This window comes from Vaginisenegalia massiliensis (genome assembly GCF_900604935.1).
GTDB classification, from domain to species: domain Bacteria; phylum Bacillota; class Bacilli; order Lactobacillales; family Aerococcaceae; genus Vaginisenegalia; species Vaginisenegalia massiliensis.
Genome location: NZ_UWPC01000004.1, coordinates 96,551 through 113,260, shown reverse-complemented (window position 1 = coordinate 113,260; position 16,710 = coordinate 96,551). Strand labels below are relative to the sequence as shown.

The window sequence follows — 16,710 nt, the reverse complement described above, 5'->3', positions numbered from 1 at the left end:
TACTGCTAAACAAAAAAACAGATTAACATCAAGCTAATCTGTTTCGTCTTTTATTTTAAATCTTTTGAAGAGACCATCACTTCATCAATAAGGCCATACGCTTTCGCTTCTTCTGCTGTCATAAAGTTATCGCGATCTGTGTCCTTCTCAATGACCTCTAATGGTTGACCCGTCCGTTCACTTAATATCGCATTCAAGCGCTCACGCGTTTTAAGAATATGACGAGCTGCAATTTCAATCTCAGTCGCCTGACCTTGGGCTCCACCTAAAGGTTGGTGGATCATAATTTCTGAATTTGGTAAGGCAAAACGTTTACCTTTAGTCCCAGCCGTCAAAAGGAAGGATCCCATTGAAGCCGCTAAACCAATGACGATCGTCTGAACATCAGCATGAATAAAATTCATGGTGTCGTAAATAGCTAAACCAGCTGTCACACTTCCGCCAGGAGAATTTATATATAGGTAAATATCTTTCTCAGGATCTTGTGCGTCCAAAAATAATAGTTGAGCAATGACACTATTCGCTACTTGATCATCTATTGGACCACTTAACATAACAATGCGATCTTTTAATAAACGCGAATAAATATCATAGGCACGTTCGCCACGAGATGATTGTTCGATTACTGTTGGAATTAAATTCATTTTGTCTTCCTCCTCATCAAGTCAAAAGGACTTGTTGGTATATATTGCTACTGTTTGATTGTAACCTAAAGGTCAAACAAGGTCAAGCAACAGCCTCCAATAAAAAAGAATCGAAGCAGAGCTCCGATTCCATAATGACATTATTTTTCGTTTGCAACTTCTACAACTTTTTTACCATCATAGTGGCCACATGCTGGACATACACGGTGGCTCATTTTTAATTCACCACATTCAGGACATACGTTCATTCCAGGCACTTCTAATTTGAAGTGAGTACGACGTCTGTTTTTACGAGCTTTAGATGTTCTTCTTTTTGGTACTGCCATGATTTTACACCTCCTGGTTTATGAATAACTAATTTTAGTCATTCGTATGATCTTCGTTTAATAGAGCTTTTAAGTTAGCAAACCGAGGATCAATCGTTTCCGATTTCAGCTTCTCAATCTGCTCCTTGTATTCTTCTTCCGTTACAACTGTCCAATCATTCCCCGTAGGCAATGGTTGATCTTCTTCATCTGGGCCAATGACTTGCATTGGCAAATTCAAAAGAATCACATCTACGACAGCTGGTTCGAGGTCAATATAATCGTGTTCAAGAACGATTGTGGTTTCCTCGTACTCATCGGCTTCAACGTCATCTTCTACACCGACATAGCGTTCTCTAATTGGTAGCTCCATAGGCAAAGCTACAGGCTCTAAAGTCCGCGTTGACGGTAAAGTGATAATCGTCTTAAGTTGACAATGTAAAACATATTCCTGTCCCCGAGCAACGAGATCGCCGGTTACTTGAACGGGATCCAAATGGATGACAGATGATTCTCTAGCTTTCAAAGCAGCTTCAACATCAATCATGAGATCAAATGAGAGGCAACCTTGTTTACTATCACGAATCTGTTTCAGTGTCCATTTCATCTATAATCACCTCTAAAACGACAAAATTTATTATACTCAACAAACAGTCAAGTGTCAATGCTTCTAAACATTCTTAGCAAAAATCAAGCAAAGTTCATGGTGAATAAGTAATAGGATAGCGGGCACGAATTTGCTCAGCTATCTTTACCTCAGGATTCAATTGATAGACACGATCCGCTTGTAAATTGAAGCGGTATGAGTCTTCTCTATTCTTCCTTAAATTAGACCAAATGTCTAGCCCTAAATTGGCGTTATTTTGGTTGAGATACGCTTGCCCCCTCGAAGAAAAAGCTAGCAAACGTAAATTTGGCTCATGCCAAAAAGCATCTTGAGCTTGTCTCCACTCATCATCCTTGATATTCAATAAAATCGATAACAACAAGCGCGCGAATTGATTATAAGACCAACGCTTTGTTTTTAGGTCAGAAATATATTGACTATAGGTCGATTGTTCGGCCAATTTTTCTTTTAACCTATTTTGGATTCCTTCTTTTGCTCCGTAATAGGTAGCTAATTCGCTAGGAGAACTTACGGTCAGTTTATAGCGAAGAAACGGCCAATAATCTTCCATCGTAACCGGTCCATGGTTGTTTAACATTTGAGCTACAAGCATTGGTACGGCAAGCTTTAAGGAATTGGGTTGTGCCACTGCTTGTTGACGAATAGCTGATCCCGATAAGATTGGCTTGCCTTCCAAATCAACCTTGGCACGTTCTAGCGCGTAACTCTTAAGTGGTTGAGGCAACTTGGCATTAGCCGATAAATATTGCAAGCCTAATAAATGATTCGGACTAAACGGGTTAATGGCCATATTCTTTGGTGCAACTTCTTGCCATGCATTTTGAAAGGCAACATTATAAGCTTTACCTTGTTTTAATTGGGCTTGAATGTGATTTTGTAACAAGCTATGATGTTGCTCTTGCCAGTCTACAATCTGCCTTAATTGCTCATCTGTGGCTGTTTCTGTACCATACAGGAAAGATTGACACCCTAAAGCAGAAAGTAAACGAATACTAAATTCAGCAAAGTAATCAGCTGACTGCAACGTCGCTAAAAGCGGCAACTCTATTACTAAATCAGCCCCATGTTGGCAAGCAGCAGCCGCTCTTGTCCATTTATCGATGCAAGCAAATTCACCACGTTGGACCACATTTCCACTCATTAAGGCAATCAAGATACCTTCAGACCCGATTAATTGACGTCCATAGTTTATTTGACAAGCGTGACCATTATGAAAGGGATTATACTCACAAATAATTCCTAAAACTGACACAGCAATCCCCTACCCTTTTTGACATATAAAGAACCAACGCTTAACTGATTCAGCTGATTGTTCATCCAACACTTGACTGCCAAAATCCGCACAAATTTGTATCTGATTGAAGCCCGCTTGCGCCAAGGCTTGCTGATATTGAGTCAAGCCATATGTACTTTCGACTAAGTGCGTCTCTTGTTTTTGATAGTCATTTGATTCGCTCACGGGACTAAAAATCGTCAAATGATGATCAACTTCATATTTTTGTCGATCGACAGAACTTCGCCAAAGCAAATAAATCTCTTCATCTTCTTCAATATAGACATAATCATCAAAAGCTAGTAGCCCCATTGGCGACCAAACATCAAAGAGAAAGAGACCCTCTTCATTTAAACAGGTTGCCACTTGGAGGAAGGCTTGTTGAACCGCTTCGAAATCAGGCAAAAAACATAGAGAGTCGGCGTAACAAGTCACTAAATCCATCCCTTTATAGTCCGAAGATAAAGTCAACATATTCCCTTGAGCAAAGTGAAGATTGGCATCATTGTCTTGCTTTTGGGCTTGAGCAATCATCAGCGGATCTAAATCAACAGCCCATACTTGCTTAGCAAACGGGGCCATCAAGCGGGCAAAAACGCCTGTTCCACAAGCAAGGTCTAACATTTTTTCCGGTGCCTGATTTAGACAAGATAGGGTGAAATCTAACCAATCATCATATGCTTCTTGATCTGTAAAGCGATTATATACCTCAGCGATGCTTCCAAAACTCATTCTGCTTTAACCCATTGAGTGATGTCCACAAGTTTGGCGTCCTTCCATAATTTTTCTAAATTATAATGCGGACGTTCTGAATAGTAAAAGACATGGACCACCACATCGACCAAATCAACAAGAATCCACTTACCACCATCTTTACCTTCAATATTCTTTACTTCAATCTTCGCTTCATGAGCCGCTTCAACAATTGATTGAACAATGGCTTCTACTTGTTTTTCGTTTCGACCATGCATGACAACAAAATAATCTGCAATTGGCGTTAGATTACTTACTTCTAAGGCCATAATATCTTGGGCTAAACGGTCATCTGCTGCCTTAACAATTAATTCTAATTTTTCTAATGATTTTTGGGTCATAATTTCTCCTATCAAATTTAGTTTTGTTGTTGTATCCAATTATTATAAATATCAAGTGTGCCCGGGAAGATGTAGATTTGGCGAGACAATAGATGCTGTAACGTCGCAACCATCTCAAATGTCGTAGCCTTAACTAAACTATCTTTAGCTAAAAGTCGAGCTTGATCCACACCAGGAAAATCTCTTGCAGGTTCAATATAATCAGCCAAATAAATAAGCTGAGCTAAGACATCCATCTCATGCCAACCAATCGTATGGCCAGCAATCGCCTTTAAGATACCCTCATGTTGGCAGGCAAAGCTTTCTTGCGCAATCGTTGCAGCTGCCAAGCCATGCCAAACACCATCGCTTGCTTTAGGCAAATCAGGATGGTTCCAAAACTTTTGGGCTAATGGCAACATCTCTGCTTTGGGCATCTCTTTAGCATAGTCATGTAAAATAGCAGCAACTGATACAGCCTCTAAATCAGAATAGTTATGTTGCTTAGCTAATTTCAAAGCCGTTTCTTCGACCCGTAAAATATGCTTGAAGCGTGAATCCTTCATTTGCTTCTGTGTCTTATTTAATAAATCTTCCCGACTGCAATTGATGTAGCCCTTTTGATATTCGATTTTTTTACTCATCAAGTTCCTCATTTCTAGTAAAGGCATAAAGCTGATTCTCTTCAATATAATTTAAAACAGCTTCTGGCACTTGGTATTTAATCGACTGGTCCAAATAGACTCTTAATCTTAAATCGGTTGAACTAATATCAACCATTGGAGAATCTAACCAAAGAATAGGATAGGATCCTTGATAAGCTTTTTCGCCTGGCCGATGAATGCCTACAAATTGAACCAATGTCATCAACTGATCAATCTCAAGCCAAGTATGCAAATGATTGGCACTATCTGTCCCGATAATAAAATAAAAATCGGTTTGCGGATAGAGGTCACGGAAGGCTTGCATCGTTTCAATGGTATAGCTTTTGTCACCTTTGGTTATCTCGTAAGTTTGTAATTTAAACCGCGGGTTTCCTTCGATAGCCAACTGAGTCATTTGAACGCGATGATGAGCCGAGATGGTTTCTTTCCCTTCAATGTGTGGCGGTATAAACGTTGGCATAAACCACACTTCATCAAGTTCAAGTTGTGATCCTGCTTGTTCAGCCATTAATAGATGGCCTAAATGAGGCGGGTTGAATGTGCCACCTAGGATACCTATTCGATGCCGCGCTGTCTGTTCTAGCTGAGGTTGCCATTGAACTTCAAAGTCTGCTTGCGTAAACTTACGCCTAACCTGACATGAACATTGGGTCATTGACACTCCTCCTAGGTCTATTGATGTGCTAATTCTTGACTAATCCGTTGATACTTTTCTTTTGTTGATGGTCGATATAAAGTGGCTGTATTTCCAATAATCTGGAGCCACTCCGCTCCCACTGCTTGAGCGATGGATTGTGCTGCTTGAGCCAAATCTTCTTCTGAATTCTGTAAGATATTGAATTTAATCAATTCCCGCTTTTCCAACGCCAAATCAATTTGTTCAACGAAAACATCAGTTAACCCAAGTTTCCCCATCTGGAAAATTGGTTTTTCTTTTTGAGCCATTTTGCGTAAATATTTCATTTGCTTTTTATCTAACGAAGTCATAGTATCTCCTTTATTAAATGATTGCATCCCTGATTGATAAACCAACGCCTTTAGGAACCCAGACGACAATTTCAACCGCTTGATGGGTTGTGAGCCAGCCCAAACCTGAAATGGCTACATCTTGATTGGCTTTTAATTTTATGGTTTGAGGAACTAGTTTAGGAAAATCCTCACTCCGTTCGGCCGAAGGAGGACTTAATAAGCCACCTAAGTGTTTCCGATAGAATTCATCCGCTTCAGCAAATTTTGTTCGATGGATATAGCAATCATTTGAAACATAATAGGTAAAGGAATTCCGTTCACCTTTTACATAATCTATTCGAGCCAAGCCCGCTAAGAAAATAGTCTGACCCGCATTTAATTGATAGGTCTTCGGTTTAAGCGGTTTACTTGGTAAGACAGTCTTAATTTCCTTCATGCTGAGATAATGGGCTAACTGACTTGGGCGAATAATTCCCGGTGTGTCTATTAAGCTGTGTTGATCTGTAAACGGAATACGAATCATATCCAAGGTTGTACCCGGATGATTCGAAGTTGTAATAATTTCCTTTTGGCCACCATAATGACGGATTAACTGATTTATGAGAGTTGATTTACCAACATTTGTGGTTCCAACAATATAAATATCTTTAAATTGAATGGTCGCTTCAATAAGTTCGGTCAATTTCATCAAGCTTTGAGGTTTGTTAGCTGATAAGACCATAATATCGGTTGGAAAGAGTCCATTATCATGCAAGGTCTTCTTTAACCATTGTAAAACCTTATCTTCCCGTGTCACTTTGGGTAGCAAATCGAATTTGTTAGCGGCCACAATAAAAGCCTGATTGCCAATAAAACGGCTCAAGCTCGGAATCATGGAACCTTCGACGTCAAAGATATCAATCAAGTTAATAATTAAGGCATCTTGATCAGCAATTTGACTTAATTTTTCCAAAAATACGTCATCTGAAATTGGCACATCTTGCAATTCATTGTAATGACGCAAACGGAAACAGCGTTGACAATAAATATCAGCATCCGCTTCTTTTTTCGCTAAGGCTGACGCGGGTAAGTAGCCCGCTTGCTCTGAGTCAGTCGTTTGAATCATCGCTCCACATCCAACACATTGAATCATTTCTTCAGTCAAGTTCCTGCCCCCAATCTGCTTTTCGGTCAATTTTTAACACTTTCATTAATACGCGCTCGAGTCTACGGTTTATTACAGTATAAATAATATCATTTTGTGCGAGTGGTTTTACCAATACTGAATCGACACCCGTCAAATTCGCACCCACGATATCCGTCAGTAATTGGTCTCCAATTACCAAAATTTTCTCTTTAGGAAACCCCAATTGCTCAATCGCTTTTCTAAAATGACGTGGAAAGGGTTTTAGGGCATTCGCTTGATAGGGAATCTGTAAAGGTTCGGCTACCTTGGCTACCCGTTCAACATTATTGTTCGATAAAAGATAAACTTTTAACCCTGCCAGGTCCATTTCTTGAATCCATTCGGCCATTGTTTGATTATACACATATTCATTCCAAGCTAACATGGTGTTGTCCAAGTCGACTATCACCGCTCGGTAACCCTTATCCCAAATATGGTGGGGTTTTAAATCATAAACAGAATTCACCATCCAAGTCGGTTTAATTTTTAATTTCATTCTATAAATCGCTCCAATTATGTAATTAAACTAGTTTTATTCATATACACATTCTCATTATAACATACCCCTCCCTGAATTCGTTGATTAATCACTAGAGAGGACCTAGCTAAATTGATAAAAAAGAGCCTAAGAGTCTAGTGGCAGCCATCCCTACGCAAGGATTGGGCGCGCTAGCTTCTTAGGCTTATTCAACCATTTGATTTAATGTTTATGCTAATAGTTCAAAAATTTCAATCGCAACCAAATCAATATCGTCGAATTGGAATACATCACCATTATGGCTATCTACCATTTCAAATGAATCTGTCTCGGGGATAAAAGCCACTTGGCATTTTTCTACGCCATCTAATTCAAAACGGCGAACCTCGCGTTCATTATCTGTATGTGTCATCGCTTCTAATCTTGTAATAATACCGGTTAAAACTGAAGGTTTCATCGAAAAATCCTTTCCGTATCTAAATTCAGGAATCTTATTTCGCTTTAAACTCTGCTTCATATCTCCGTCAATCAGGAATCAGTCAGTAAAGCTAAAGGCTTTTTTAGGATAGTAATATCCTATCAAACTCAACGAAAATTGCAAGTAATTCCTTACTATTTCCACCATAATTTAATCAGTGCTTGAGTGCCTTGATTCTCATAACCTAGATGACATAACTGTTCATATAAGAGCAAAGCCAGCTTCGTTCCAGGTAAGTCTACTTTTAATGTCTGTGCTTCGTCGATAGCAATCTTCAAATCTTTTAAAAAGTGTTTTGCAAAAAAGCCTGGTGAATAATCTTCCTTTAGAATACGCGGCCCATAATTGGCTAAGGACCAATTCCCAGCCGATCCAGCACCAACTGTATCAATTACCGCCTCTGGATCTAGGCCGGCTGCTTTCGCATAAACTAAAAGTTCTACCATCCCTATCATTGTCGCTGCAATCATAATTTGATTGGCCATCTTGGTGTGCTGGCCTGCCCCAGCTTCACCTTGCAAGCGAACTTTTTGAGCAAAACAAGATAGTAAAGGCTCAGCAATCTTAAAAGCAACTTGACTACCCCCAACCATTACCGTTAGCCGACCTTCTTTAGCGCCTAAATCGCCGCCTGATACAGGAGCATCAAGAGCTAGAAGTCCATGACGTTCAGCTTCTTGAGCAATTTTCTTTGCCAACGATGGGGTAGACGTCGTTAAATCAATCAATAATTGACCCGGACGACTTCCTTCAAATATTCCTTTGTGATCAAAATAGACTTGTTCCACATCTTGAGGGTAACCTACAATTGTCATCACGACATCTACCTGTTGCGTAAGCTCCCGTGGATTATCCGCCCAAGTTGCTCCCATAGCCAACAATTCTTCTGCTTTGTGACGTGTCCGATTATAAACAACCAGATCATGACCAGCTGCCAGTAAATGTTTCGCCATGCTTGATCCCATCACACCTAAGCCAATAAAGCCTATTTTAGTCAATCTTGTCTCCCCCAATCACAATGTCCCGGATAATTTCTTTGACACCACCATAGAAGCGATCGAATATTTTTGAGTCGGCCTTGTTATAATTCTGAATAACTTGCTGATAGAATAATTCTACTTGCTCGCCGAAGTACTCAGACGACAAGGCGTACAAGTCATCTTGTTGAATCGGTTCAAATGCTTTATTATCAGCAGCCTGAATAAAATCAATCACTGTTTGAGCAAACGCCTCTTGATGGTCAAATAGAGCACCAAAATTAGCATTCAACATCACTGACTCAAGATAAGGATTGGCTTTAGCAATGATCGGCAACCGATTGGCAAAAGCTTCTAAGTAGGTGAGCCCTTGCGATTCGGATTCACTAGCATTCACATATAAATCTGCCATTTGATAATAGGCCGCTACATGTTCATGATCGATTTGACCGACAAACTGAATATCAGGCGCTATCGTTTTAGCTTGTTGCTCTAGTTCTTCTCGGGCTGGACCATCACCTACAATAACCAATTTTGCTCCGGGAATAGCTGCTTTCACTTGCGGAAAGATATCGATAACGCGATCGATTTGCTTCTCTTTCGATAAACGGGATAATGACAATAAAACTCTGTCTTGATCCGAGAAACCGAACTTGTTTCTCATGCTTTGACACAGGTCTGGATCGTATTGCGGCATTTCAACGCCAGTTGGAATAATTTGCATAGGCGTTTTAACACCATAGTCTTTAAGTTTGTCATAAGTTATTCGACTCGGAGAAATAATGCCACTTGTTTGACCACAATACAGGCGTGATAAGACTTTTACTTGATTTGCCGAAATTAAATGCCCGTTCCAAATATAATGGGTATAGTTCTCGTACATCGTGTGATAGGTATGAATCGTTGGGATTTTCATTCGGCTAGCGACAAATTTTCCTGCCAAGCCTAAAGAAAATTCGGTGTGAGTATGAACAATATCCAATTTGTATTTCTTGGCTATACGCAAGCAACGATCGAAACCTGCATAAGCAATGCGCCGATCCTCAAAAGAAATAAAAGGAATACTAGGTAAGCGTACAATTCCTTCTTCTACTTCGGCATCGGGATCGGTTGTGGTAAAAATGATGACCTTATGTCCCCGTCGCTCCAATTCATCACGTAAAATTTTAACGGAGGTCGAAACCCCGCTCACTTGGGGAAAATAGGTATCTGTAAAAAATCCAATATTCATATATACACCAACTTTATTTTCATTGCTTATCTCAAACAGACAAGTTTAATACAATCATTCATGTTCCATTATAAGGAATTCTTAAATGAATTAAAAGTCAAAATCCCGACAAACTGTTTTGCGCTCTCATAATATAGTAAACAAAAAACCGAAACCTCCATTGCTCAACTTACGGATCAGTAAGTTGACATAGATGTTTCGGTTAATAATTCTATTAGCTGGATAGAGAACTACGCTTGTGCTTTAGCCACAGCTTCTGCTACTAAAGCCTGAACCTCTTCCACAGTTTGGCAGTCATTAACAGCTTTTTCAGCTAAGCGTTGCATGTCGGTCAAATTAAGTTTCGCAATTAAGCTACGTGTTTTTAAAACAGAGGTCGCACTCATGGAGAACTCATCAAGACCTAAACCTAACAGAAGCGGCACTGCCGTTTGGTCACCGGCCATTTCACCGCACATTCCTGTCCATTTACCTTCAGCATGAGACGAATCAATGACATGCTTGATAAGAGTCAAAATAGACGGATTGTAAGGTTGATACAAATAAGACACGCGTTCATTCATCCGGTCTGCCGCCATCGTATATTGAATTAAATCATTGGTCCCAATCGAGAAGAAGTCAACTTCTTTAGCGAACTGATGCGCCAAAACAGCTGCTGCTGGAATTTCAATCATGATGCCAACTTGTACAGAATCTGACACCTCAACTCCTTCAGCCACCAATTCGGCTTTGATGTCTAATAGAAGTTGTTTTGCTTTTCTAAACTCGCTTAGCGTAGCAATCATCGGGAACATAATGCGCAAGTTACCATAGACTGAGGCTCTTAATAAGGCCCGCAACTGTGTTTTAAACATATCTTGCCGGTCTAAAGAAATACGAATCGCCCGATAACCTAAAAACGGATTCAATTCTTCTGGTAATGGTAAATATGGCAGTTTCTTATCGCCACCAATATCCATGGTACGTACCACCACGCCTTTGTCACCCATCGATTCAAGAACCGTTTTGTAAGCTTGGAATTGATCGTCTTCACTTGGAAAATCAACTGAATCCATATAAAGGAATTCTGTCCGATATAATCCGATGCCATCGGCCCCGTTTTCTAAAACGCCAGTTACATCTTTTGGTGTACCAATATTAGCCGCTAATTCCACTCGATGTCCATCTTTAGTTACCGATGGAGCGCTGACTAACTTGGCCCACTCTTGACGCAAAGCTTGATATTCAGATGCCTTTGCTTGATATTCTTCAATTTCAGCCTGAGTCGGATTTAAGATAACTTGACCCTCTAAAGCATCAACAATAATCACTTGTCCATCCTCTACTGAATCAACAATCGTTTTTGTACCAACAATAGCCGGGATTTCTAACGACCGAGCCATAATAGCTGAGTGAGAAGTTCGACCTCCAATGTTGGTTACAAAGGCTTTAACATAATCTTTATTTAATTGTGCGGTATCGCTTGGTGTTAAGTCATAAGCAATCACAATCACTTCTTCAGCAATCGTAGCCGGACTAGGTAATTTAACTCCTAACAAGGCCGCTAACACCCGTTCAGATACATCTTTAATGTCTGCTGCCCGTTCTTGCATATATGGATTGTCTTCCATAGCTGCAAACATAGCAACGAACATATCACTTACCTGTTTTAATGCCGCTTCTGCATTCATTTTCTCATCTTTAATTAAAGTCTTAACCTGATCCATAAGTTCTGGATCTTGAACGACTAAAAGGTGAGCTTCAAACACTTGAGCTTCTTCTTGCCCAAGAGTCTGTTTAGCAATATCACGAATAGTTGTAATTTCTGAAGTCGCTTGAACAATGGCTTGTTCAAGACGATTGACCTCATGATCAACATCATTCACGGCCACTTTCTCAAAGCTTAAGTCTGGTTCAGTTAACAGATAGACAGGAGCAATGGCAATGCCATCACTCGCTGCAATTCCCTTAATTTTACCCATATTACTCAGCTAATCCTTCTTTTTTCATTGTTTCGGTTACGGCAGCAATAGCTTCTTGTTCGTCTGCACCTTCAGCAGAAATCACAACATCAGCACCTTGACCAACTCCAAGTGACATAACACCCATAATGGATTTAAGGTTTACTGACTTGCCTTTATATTCTAAATTCAAATCAGATGAGAATTTGCTAGCAGTTTGAACTAATAAAGTGGCTGGACGTGCGTGGATACCTGTTTCTGCTACAACGTGAAATTCTTTCTTTTCCATATTAAATAGTCTCCTTTATTAAGAAAATAATGCTTGGATAAGGCCGAATTCGCCGAATGTATCCGCCTTCTCCTAGACTCCCTAAGGATACCATTATTTTGCTCAATGAACAACTAAATTCATCATAACTTGTCTAAAACTTGTCTTGTTTTTACGGAAATACCCCTCATTCTCAGATATAATATTAAAATCTAATTAAAATCTTTGTGATTTGAGTTAAGTCAAACTGTCAAATTTCTGCTTGAATTTAAACGTTTTCACTATTTTTTTTGCGATTAAAAATGATATAATACTTATAACAGAGGAGGCACAGTGTATGAAGATGATTGACGTCACAAATAGCCACTATGAACTCGTTACACAACAGTTAGCCAATACGGATGCTAGCGTCATTAAAGTATTCACCATTGGCCCTACTTCGGTAATTTATTCTGAAGCCCCAAGCCACACCAACATTGTCATGGTCAACAAGAAAAGACCCATTCGCCAAAAAGAAATCGATTTTACAATTAAACGCTTGTTACTACAAGACAACCGCGATCAAGTCGATATTCTTGAAGGTCATAACTTTATTGAGATCGAATACTATGGTGAAATGAATAAATTATCTCATGCTTAGGTCTAAGACCTAAGCTTTTTTTGTGACCATTTTACTATTCATTTTTGTTAATTAGTAGTATAGTTTATTTATAATCATTCTAATTTATGGAGGGAAAATTTTATGTCAATTATCGGAAAAGAAATCATCGAGTTCAGCGCCAACGCTTATGATCCAGTTAAGGAAGAATTCACTACTGTAACAAGCGAAGATCTTAAAGGTCACTGGAGCATCCTTTGCTTCTATCCAGCAGACTTTTCATTTGTCTGCCCGACTGAATTAGAAGACTTACAAGAACAATATGAAATCTTAAAAGGCTTAGACTGCGAAGTTTATTCTGTATCGACTGATACACACTTCGTACACAAAGCATGGCATGATCATTCTGAAGCCATCAGCAAGATCCAATACAAAATGATTGCTGATCCTAATCAAATGATTTCTTACAATTTTGATGTACTAGATGAAGAAGCAGGTCTTTCCCAACGCGGAACATTTATCATTGATCCCGACGGTGTGGTTCAAGCTATGGAAATTAATGCCGATGGCATCGGACGTGACGCATCAAGTTTAATTGACAAGATTAAGGCTGCTCAATATGTCCGTACCCATCCAGGTGAAGTTTGCCCTGCTAAATGGAAAGAATCTGGCGAAACATTGACTCCTGGTTTAGATTTAGTCGGCAAGATTTAGGTCGTGATATCATGGCTCTTACCCAGGAAATAAAGCAACAATTCGCTCAATATATGGCCTTGCTTGAACACCCAATCCAAATCCAACTTAGCTTGGATGAATCTGAGTCTTCACAAGCTATGCGAACCTTTATTCAAGAAATAGCTAGTTTGTCAGATAAAATAAGTATTGAGGAAACATCGCTTCCTCTCACTCCTAGCTTTTCCTTAAATCGCCAAAATGAATCAAGCGGCATTAGCTTTGCCGGAATTCCTTTAGGCCACGAATTTGAATCATTTGTCTTGGCACTCTTACAAGTGGGTGGCCGAGCGCCAAAAATTAGTTCTGAAGCCAAAGAGCGCATTCAGGCAATCGACCAAGAACTTCATTTTGAAACTTTCGTAAGCTTAACCTGTCATAATTGTCCCGATGTGGTTCAAGCGCTTAATATCATGTCAGTATTAAACCCAAAAATTAGCCACACGATGATTGAAGGCGGCACATTCAAAAACCTAGCTGAAGAAAAAGCTGTGATGGCAGTACCTACTGTCTTCTTAAATGATGAGGAAGTTGCCAGCGGACGTATGACTCTTGATCAACTGTTAGATAAGGTTTCTAACCCAATTGCAACTCACTCCTTTGACCAAAAACCTTGTTTCGATGTTCTCGTCATTGGTGGCGGTCCAGCTGGTGGCGCAGCCGCTATATATGCTGCTCGTAAAGGGCTCCAAGTTGGTTTAGTTGCCAAAGATTTTGGTGGCCAAGTTATTGAGACACTCGGGATTGAAAACATTATTGGTATTCCTTACACCGAAGGTCCTAAATATATGAATCAAGTAAAAGAGCATTTAAACCAATACAAAGTAGATATCATTGAAAACCAAACAGTGACTAAAATTGATTCCAACGACCTCATCACTATTGATTTAGAAAGCGGGCATCAACTTAAAGCTAAAACCCTTATTATTGCAACCGGGGCTCGTTGGCGTTTGCTAGGTATCCCGGGTGAATTAGAGTTTCGTAACAAAGGGGTAGCCTACTGTACGCACTGTGATGGGCCTCTTTTCAAAGGGAAACGAGTAGCCGTTATTGGTGGCGGAAATTCAGGTGTCGAAGCCGCTATTGATTTGGCTAGTATGGTTAAAGAAGTCGTCTTGCTTGAATTCATGCCACAGCTAAAAGCCGATCAAGTTCTTCAAGATCGGTTAAACTCCCTCACCAATGTTAAGGTGATAACCAATGCTCAAACCACTGAAATCACTGGTGACAAAATGGTCAATGGTATCCAGTATATCGATCGCGTATCTGGTCAAGCCCTAAGTGAAGATATTCAAGGATGCTTTATTCAAATTGGGTTAGTTCCTAATACTGATTTTGTTAAAGATCAATTAGACCTAACTAAATTTGGTGAAATTATCGTAGATGAACACGGGGCAACCAACCTTAAGGGCGTTTTTGCTGCCGGCGATTGTACCAATACCGCCTATAAACAAATCGTCATCTCCTTAGGTTCTGGAGCCACCGCTGCTTTAGGTGCCTTTGATTATCTCATTCGGCAATAAGCTATTTCAATACACAAAAAAGTCTGAAGTTGGCGTCACTCACTGTGACCCCAACTTCAGACTTTTTATTTACAACTTAAATGAACAACTTACTTGATTACAGCAATTGTTTCAATTCGATATCCGGATATTTATCGCGGAACCAATTTTCAGCAAAGGTATTTTCAAATAAGAATACCGGGTTACCAAAACGATCTTTGGCTAATAAATTTCGACTAGAAGACATATTTGGATTCAAATCTTTAGGATCAATCCAACGCGCAATTTTAGAACCCATTGGTGTCATATCGACTTCAGCATTATACTCATTCAATAAACGATATTGGAAGACTTCAAATTGCAAGGCCCCTACTGCCCCAATAATGTACTCTTCCGTATGATAGGTCTTATACAATTGAATGGCCCCTTCTTGTACCAATTGCTCAATTCCTTTATGAAATGACTTCTGTTTCATGACATTTCGTGGTGTGACCTTCATAAACAATTCTGGTGTAAATTGGGGTAAGGCTTTGAATTGCACGGCTTTATTACCCGAATAAATCGTGTCGCCAATTTGAAAATTCCCCGTATCGTAAAGGCCAATAATATCTCCCGCTACGGCTTCTTGAACTTCCTCACGTGAGTCAGCCATAAACTGAGTAGTATGAGCCATCCGAATGGTCTTGCCTGTTCGACCAAGTGTGACGTTCATTCCTTTTTCAAAAGCTCCTGAACATACCCGTACGAAAGCAATTCGGTCACGATGGGCGGGATTCATATTCGCTTGAATCTTGAAAATAAAACCCGTAAATTGAGACTGAGTGGGCTCAACAAGTTGATCATCAATGGTTTCGGTGACGCTAGGGCTTGGCGCTAAGTCGATAAAAGCATCAAAAAACGTTTGTACCCCAAAGCCTGTTAAAGCCGATCCAAAGAAAACAGGCGTTAATTTACCCGCCAAAACTTGGTCACGGTCGAAATCATTTCCAGCTTCGTTGAGTAGCTGAGCATCTTCGAGAGCCTGGCTATAAATCGTTGATTGTTTAAAGGAGTGGTCTCCTTCAGCTTGTCCTTCTTCATCTAAAGGAATGTAGAGAACATCATCTTCTTCATCATGGCCTTTTAATTCAACCCGTTGATTATACAAATCATATAAACCAATTAAGTTACGACCCATCCCCATAGGCCAATTCATTGGATACGCATCAATGCCAAGAACTTCTTCTAATTCGGCAATTAATTCTAATGGTTCTCGACCATCACGGTCTAATTTGTTCATAAACGTAAAGATAGGTATCCCCCGCATAGAACAAACTTCAAAGAGTTTCTTAGTTTGTGGCTCGATCCCTTTACCGGTATCGACCACCATGACTGCCGCATCCACCGCCATTAAGGTCCGATAGGTATCCTCAGAGAAATCCTCATGCCCTGGCGTATCGAGAATATTGACTTGGCAACCATCATAATCGACTTGCATGACGGAAGAAGTAACGGAAATTCCCCGTTGTTTTTCAATTTCCATCCAGTCGGATTTCGCAAATTTATTTGATTTTTTTCCTTTTGCTTTTACGGTTCCCGCTTCACGAATCGCTCCCGAGAATAAGAGAAGTTGTTCAGTAATAGTTGTTTTCCCAGCATCCGGGTGAGAAATAATCGCAAATGTGCGTCTTTTTTCCACTTGTTCTTTCAAAGTCATCTAATTGTCTCCTTTTTAGGTCTGGCCCTTGGTTCTATACTTTTTCGATAAAAAACGACCAAGGGCCTAGTCTATCTAATTTATTCTA

At 39.9% G+C, this 16,710-nt stretch carries 19 protein-coding genes and 1 pseudogene; 3 read left to right on the top strand and 17 right to left on the bottom strand.

Annotated features, from left to right (window positions below; translation table 11 throughout):
- Positions 1 to 50: 50 nt before the first annotated feature.
- From clpP to EIH20_RS03695, 16 genes and pseudogenes are all read right to left on the bottom strand, one after another.
- Positions 51 to 647: pseudogene (gene clpP, locus EIH20_RS03770) on the bottom strand (ATP-dependent Clp endopeptidase proteolytic subunit ClpP); the annotation flags it as partial.
- A 137-nt stretch (positions 648 to 784) separates the two neighbouring features.
- The gene (gene rpmF / locus EIH20_RS03765) at positions 785 to 970 is read right to left on the bottom strand and encodes a 50S ribosomal protein L32 (protein WP_124058029.1); all 186 of its coding nucleotides are present in this window, start codon (positions 968 to 970) and stop codon (positions 785 to 787) included.
- A gap of 34 nt (positions 971 to 1,004) precedes the next feature.
- Positions 1,005 to 1,556, bottom strand: a complete 552-nt coding sequence (locus EIH20_RS03760) for a YceD family protein (protein ID WP_124058028.1) — start codon at positions 1,554 to 1,556, stop codon at positions 1,005 to 1,007.
- Between the two features lie 94 nt (positions 1,557 to 1,650).
- On the bottom strand, positions 1,651 to 2,829 hold the full coding sequence (locus EIH20_RS03755) for a tRNA(Met) cytidine acetate ligase (RefSeq protein ID WP_164470858.1): 1,179 nt from the start codon (positions 2,827 to 2,829) through the stop codon (positions 1,651 to 1,653).
- 9 nt (positions 2,830 to 2,838) lie between these two features.
- Complete coding sequence (locus EIH20_RS03750; protein WP_124058026.1) at positions 2,839 to 3,582, bottom strand: class I SAM-dependent DNA methyltransferase; 744 nt, start codon at positions 3,580 to 3,582, stop codon at positions 2,839 to 2,841.
- Positions 3,579 to 3,944 (bottom strand): ribosome silencing factor, encoded by a 366-nt coding sequence (gene rsfS, locus EIH20_RS03745; protein ID WP_124058025.1) that lies wholly within the window; start codon positions 3,942 to 3,944, stop codon positions 3,579 to 3,581. The genes EIH20_RS03750 and rsfS overlap by 4 nt, the downstream gene beginning before the upstream one ends.
- Positions 3,945 to 3,961: 17 nt before the next feature.
- Complete coding sequence (gene yqeK / locus EIH20_RS03740; RefSeq protein ID WP_164470857.1) at positions 3,962 to 4,567, bottom strand: bis(5'-nucleosyl)-tetraphosphatase (symmetrical) YqeK; 606 nt, start codon at positions 4,565 to 4,567, stop codon at positions 3,962 to 3,964.
- A complete protein-coding gene (locus tag EIH20_RS03735; RefSeq protein ID WP_124058023.1) occupies positions 4,560 to 5,243 on the bottom strand; it encodes a nicotinate-nucleotide adenylyltransferase in 684 nt (227 codons plus the stop codon). Before EIH20_RS03735 ends, yqeK begins: the two co-directional genes overlap by 8 nt.
- A 17-nt stretch (positions 5,244 to 5,260) precedes the next feature.
- Positions 5,261 to 5,575, bottom strand: coding sequence for a ribosome assembly RNA-binding protein YhbY (gene yhbY / locus EIH20_RS03730; protein ID WP_124058022.1), 315 nt, complete (start codon positions 5,573 to 5,575; stop codon positions 5,261 to 5,263).
- A 13-nt stretch (positions 5,576 to 5,588) separates the two neighbouring features.
- On the bottom strand, positions 5,589 to 6,689 hold the full coding sequence (gene yqeH / locus EIH20_RS03725; RefSeq protein ID WP_124058122.1) for a ribosome biogenesis GTPase YqeH: 1,101 nt from the start codon (positions 6,687 to 6,689) through the stop codon (positions 5,589 to 5,591).
- 4 nt (positions 6,690 to 6,693) lie between these two features.
- Positions 6,694 to 7,218, bottom strand: coding sequence for a YqeG family HAD IIIA-type phosphatase (locus EIH20_RS03720; protein WP_124058021.1), 525 nt, complete (start codon positions 7,216 to 7,218; stop codon positions 6,694 to 6,696).
- A gap of 211 nt (positions 7,219 to 7,429) precedes the next feature.
- Positions 7,430 to 7,657, bottom strand: coding sequence for a YkuJ family protein (locus EIH20_RS03715; RefSeq protein ID WP_124058121.1), 228 nt, complete (start codon positions 7,655 to 7,657; stop codon positions 7,430 to 7,432).
- A 155-nt stretch (positions 7,658 to 7,812) separates the two neighbouring features.
- A complete protein-coding gene (locus EIH20_RS03710) occupies positions 7,813 to 8,676 on the bottom strand; it encodes an NAD(P)-dependent oxidoreductase (protein WP_124058020.1) in 864 nt (287 codons plus the stop codon).
- Positions 8,669 to 9,886, bottom strand: coding sequence for a glycosyltransferase family 4 protein (locus tag EIH20_RS03705; protein WP_124058019.1), 1,218 nt, complete (start codon positions 9,884 to 9,886; stop codon positions 8,669 to 8,671). Before EIH20_RS03705 ends, EIH20_RS03710 begins: the two co-directional genes overlap by 8 nt.
- 230 nt (positions 9,887 to 10,116) lie before the next feature.
- Entirely contained in the window at positions 10,117 to 11,856 is a 1,740-nt protein-coding gene (gene ptsP, locus EIH20_RS03700; protein ID WP_206424102.1) for a phosphoenolpyruvate--protein phosphotransferase, read from the bottom strand.
- Positions 11,849 to 12,115, bottom strand: a complete 267-nt coding sequence (locus EIH20_RS03695; RefSeq protein ID WP_124058017.1) for a phosphocarrier protein HPr — start codon at positions 12,113 to 12,115, stop codon at positions 11,849 to 11,851. Before EIH20_RS03695 ends, ptsP begins: the two co-directional genes overlap by 8 nt.
- 316 nt (positions 12,116 to 12,431) lie before the next feature.
- Between EIH20_RS03695 and EIH20_RS03690 the strand changes: the two genes are divergently transcribed.
- From EIH20_RS03690 to ahpF, 3 genes are all read left to right on the top strand, one after another.
- Positions 12,432 to 12,734, top strand: a complete 303-nt coding sequence (locus EIH20_RS03690) for a DUF1827 family protein (protein WP_124058016.1) — start codon at positions 12,432 to 12,434, stop codon at positions 12,732 to 12,734.
- Between the two features lie 102 nt (positions 12,735 to 12,836).
- On the top strand, positions 12,837 to 13,406 hold the full coding sequence (gene ahpC, locus EIH20_RS03685) for an alkyl hydroperoxide reductase subunit C (RefSeq protein ID WP_124058015.1): 570 nt from the start codon (positions 12,837 to 12,839) through the stop codon (positions 13,404 to 13,406).
- Positions 13,407 to 13,417: 11 nt separating this feature from the next.
- Complete coding sequence (gene ahpF / locus EIH20_RS03680; RefSeq protein ID WP_124058120.1) at positions 13,418 to 14,947, top strand: alkyl hydroperoxide reductase subunit F; 1,530 nt, start codon at positions 13,418 to 13,420, stop codon at positions 14,945 to 14,947.
- A 97-nt stretch (positions 14,948 to 15,044) separates the two neighbouring features.
- Here the strand turns inward: ahpF and EIH20_RS03675 are convergent, their stop codons facing one another.
- The gene (locus tag EIH20_RS03675) at positions 15,045 to 16,622 is read right to left on the bottom strand and encodes a peptide chain release factor 3 (RefSeq protein ID WP_124058014.1); all 1,578 of its coding nucleotides are present in this window, start codon (positions 16,620 to 16,622) and stop codon (positions 15,045 to 15,047) included.
- Positions 16,623 to 16,710 lie beyond the last annotated feature (88 nt).

Coding starts and splice junctions, on each gene's coding strand:
- EIH20_RS03675 (WP_124058014.1), bottom strand. CDS start 16,622: ATGACTTTGAAAGAACAAGTGGAAAAAAGACGCACATTTGCGATTATT.
- EIH20_RS03695 (WP_124058017.1), bottom strand. CDS start 12,115: ATGGAAAAGAAAGAATTTCACGTTGTAGCAGAAACAGGTATCCACGCA.
- EIH20_RS03760 (WP_124058028.1), bottom strand. CDS start 1,556: ATGAAATGGACACTGAAACAGATTCGTGATAGTAAACAAGGTTGCCTC.
- ahpF (WP_124058120.1), top strand. CDS start 13,418: ATGGCTCTTACCCAGGAAATAAAGCAACAATTCGCTCAATATATGGCC.
- rsfS (WP_124058025.1), bottom strand. CDS start 3,944: ATGACCCAAAAATCATTAGAAAAATTAGAATTAATTGTTAAGGCAGCA.
- yqeK (WP_164470857.1), bottom strand. CDS start 4,567: ATGAGTAAAAAAATCGAATATCAAAAGGGCTACATCAATTGCAGTCGG.
- EIH20_RS03720 (WP_124058021.1), bottom strand. CDS start 7,218: ATGAAATTAAAAATTAAACCGACTTGGATGGTGAATTCTGTTTATGAT.
- EIH20_RS03750 (WP_124058026.1), bottom strand. CDS start 3,582: ATGAGTTTTGGAAGCATCGCTGAGGTATATAATCGCTTTACAGATCAA.
- EIH20_RS03705 (WP_124058019.1), bottom strand. CDS start 9,886: ATGAATATTGGATTTTTTACAGATACCTATTTTCCCCAAGTGAGCGGG.
- EIH20_RS03735 (WP_124058023.1), bottom strand. CDS start 5,243: ATGACCCAATGTTCATGTCAGGTTAGGCGTAAGTTTACGCAAGCAGAC.
- yhbY (WP_124058022.1), bottom strand. CDS start 5,575: ATGACTTCGTTAGATAAAAAGCAAATGAAATATTTACGCAAAATGGCT.
- EIH20_RS03690 (WP_124058016.1), top strand. CDS start 12,432: ATGAAGATGATTGACGTCACAAATAGCCACTATGAACTCGTTACACAA.
- EIH20_RS03715 (WP_124058121.1), bottom strand. CDS start 7,657: ATGAAACCTTCAGTTTTAACCGGTATTATTACAAGATTAGAAGCGATG.
- ahpC (WP_124058015.1), top strand. CDS start 12,837: ATGTCAATTATCGGAAAAGAAATCATCGAGTTCAGCGCCAACGCTTAT.
- yqeH (WP_124058122.1), bottom strand. CDS start 6,689: ATGATTCAATGTGTTGGATGTGGAGCGATGATTCAAACGACTGACTCA.
- rpmF (WP_124058029.1), bottom strand. CDS start 970: ATGGCAGTACCAAAAAGAAGAACATCTAAAGCTCGTAAAAACAGACGT.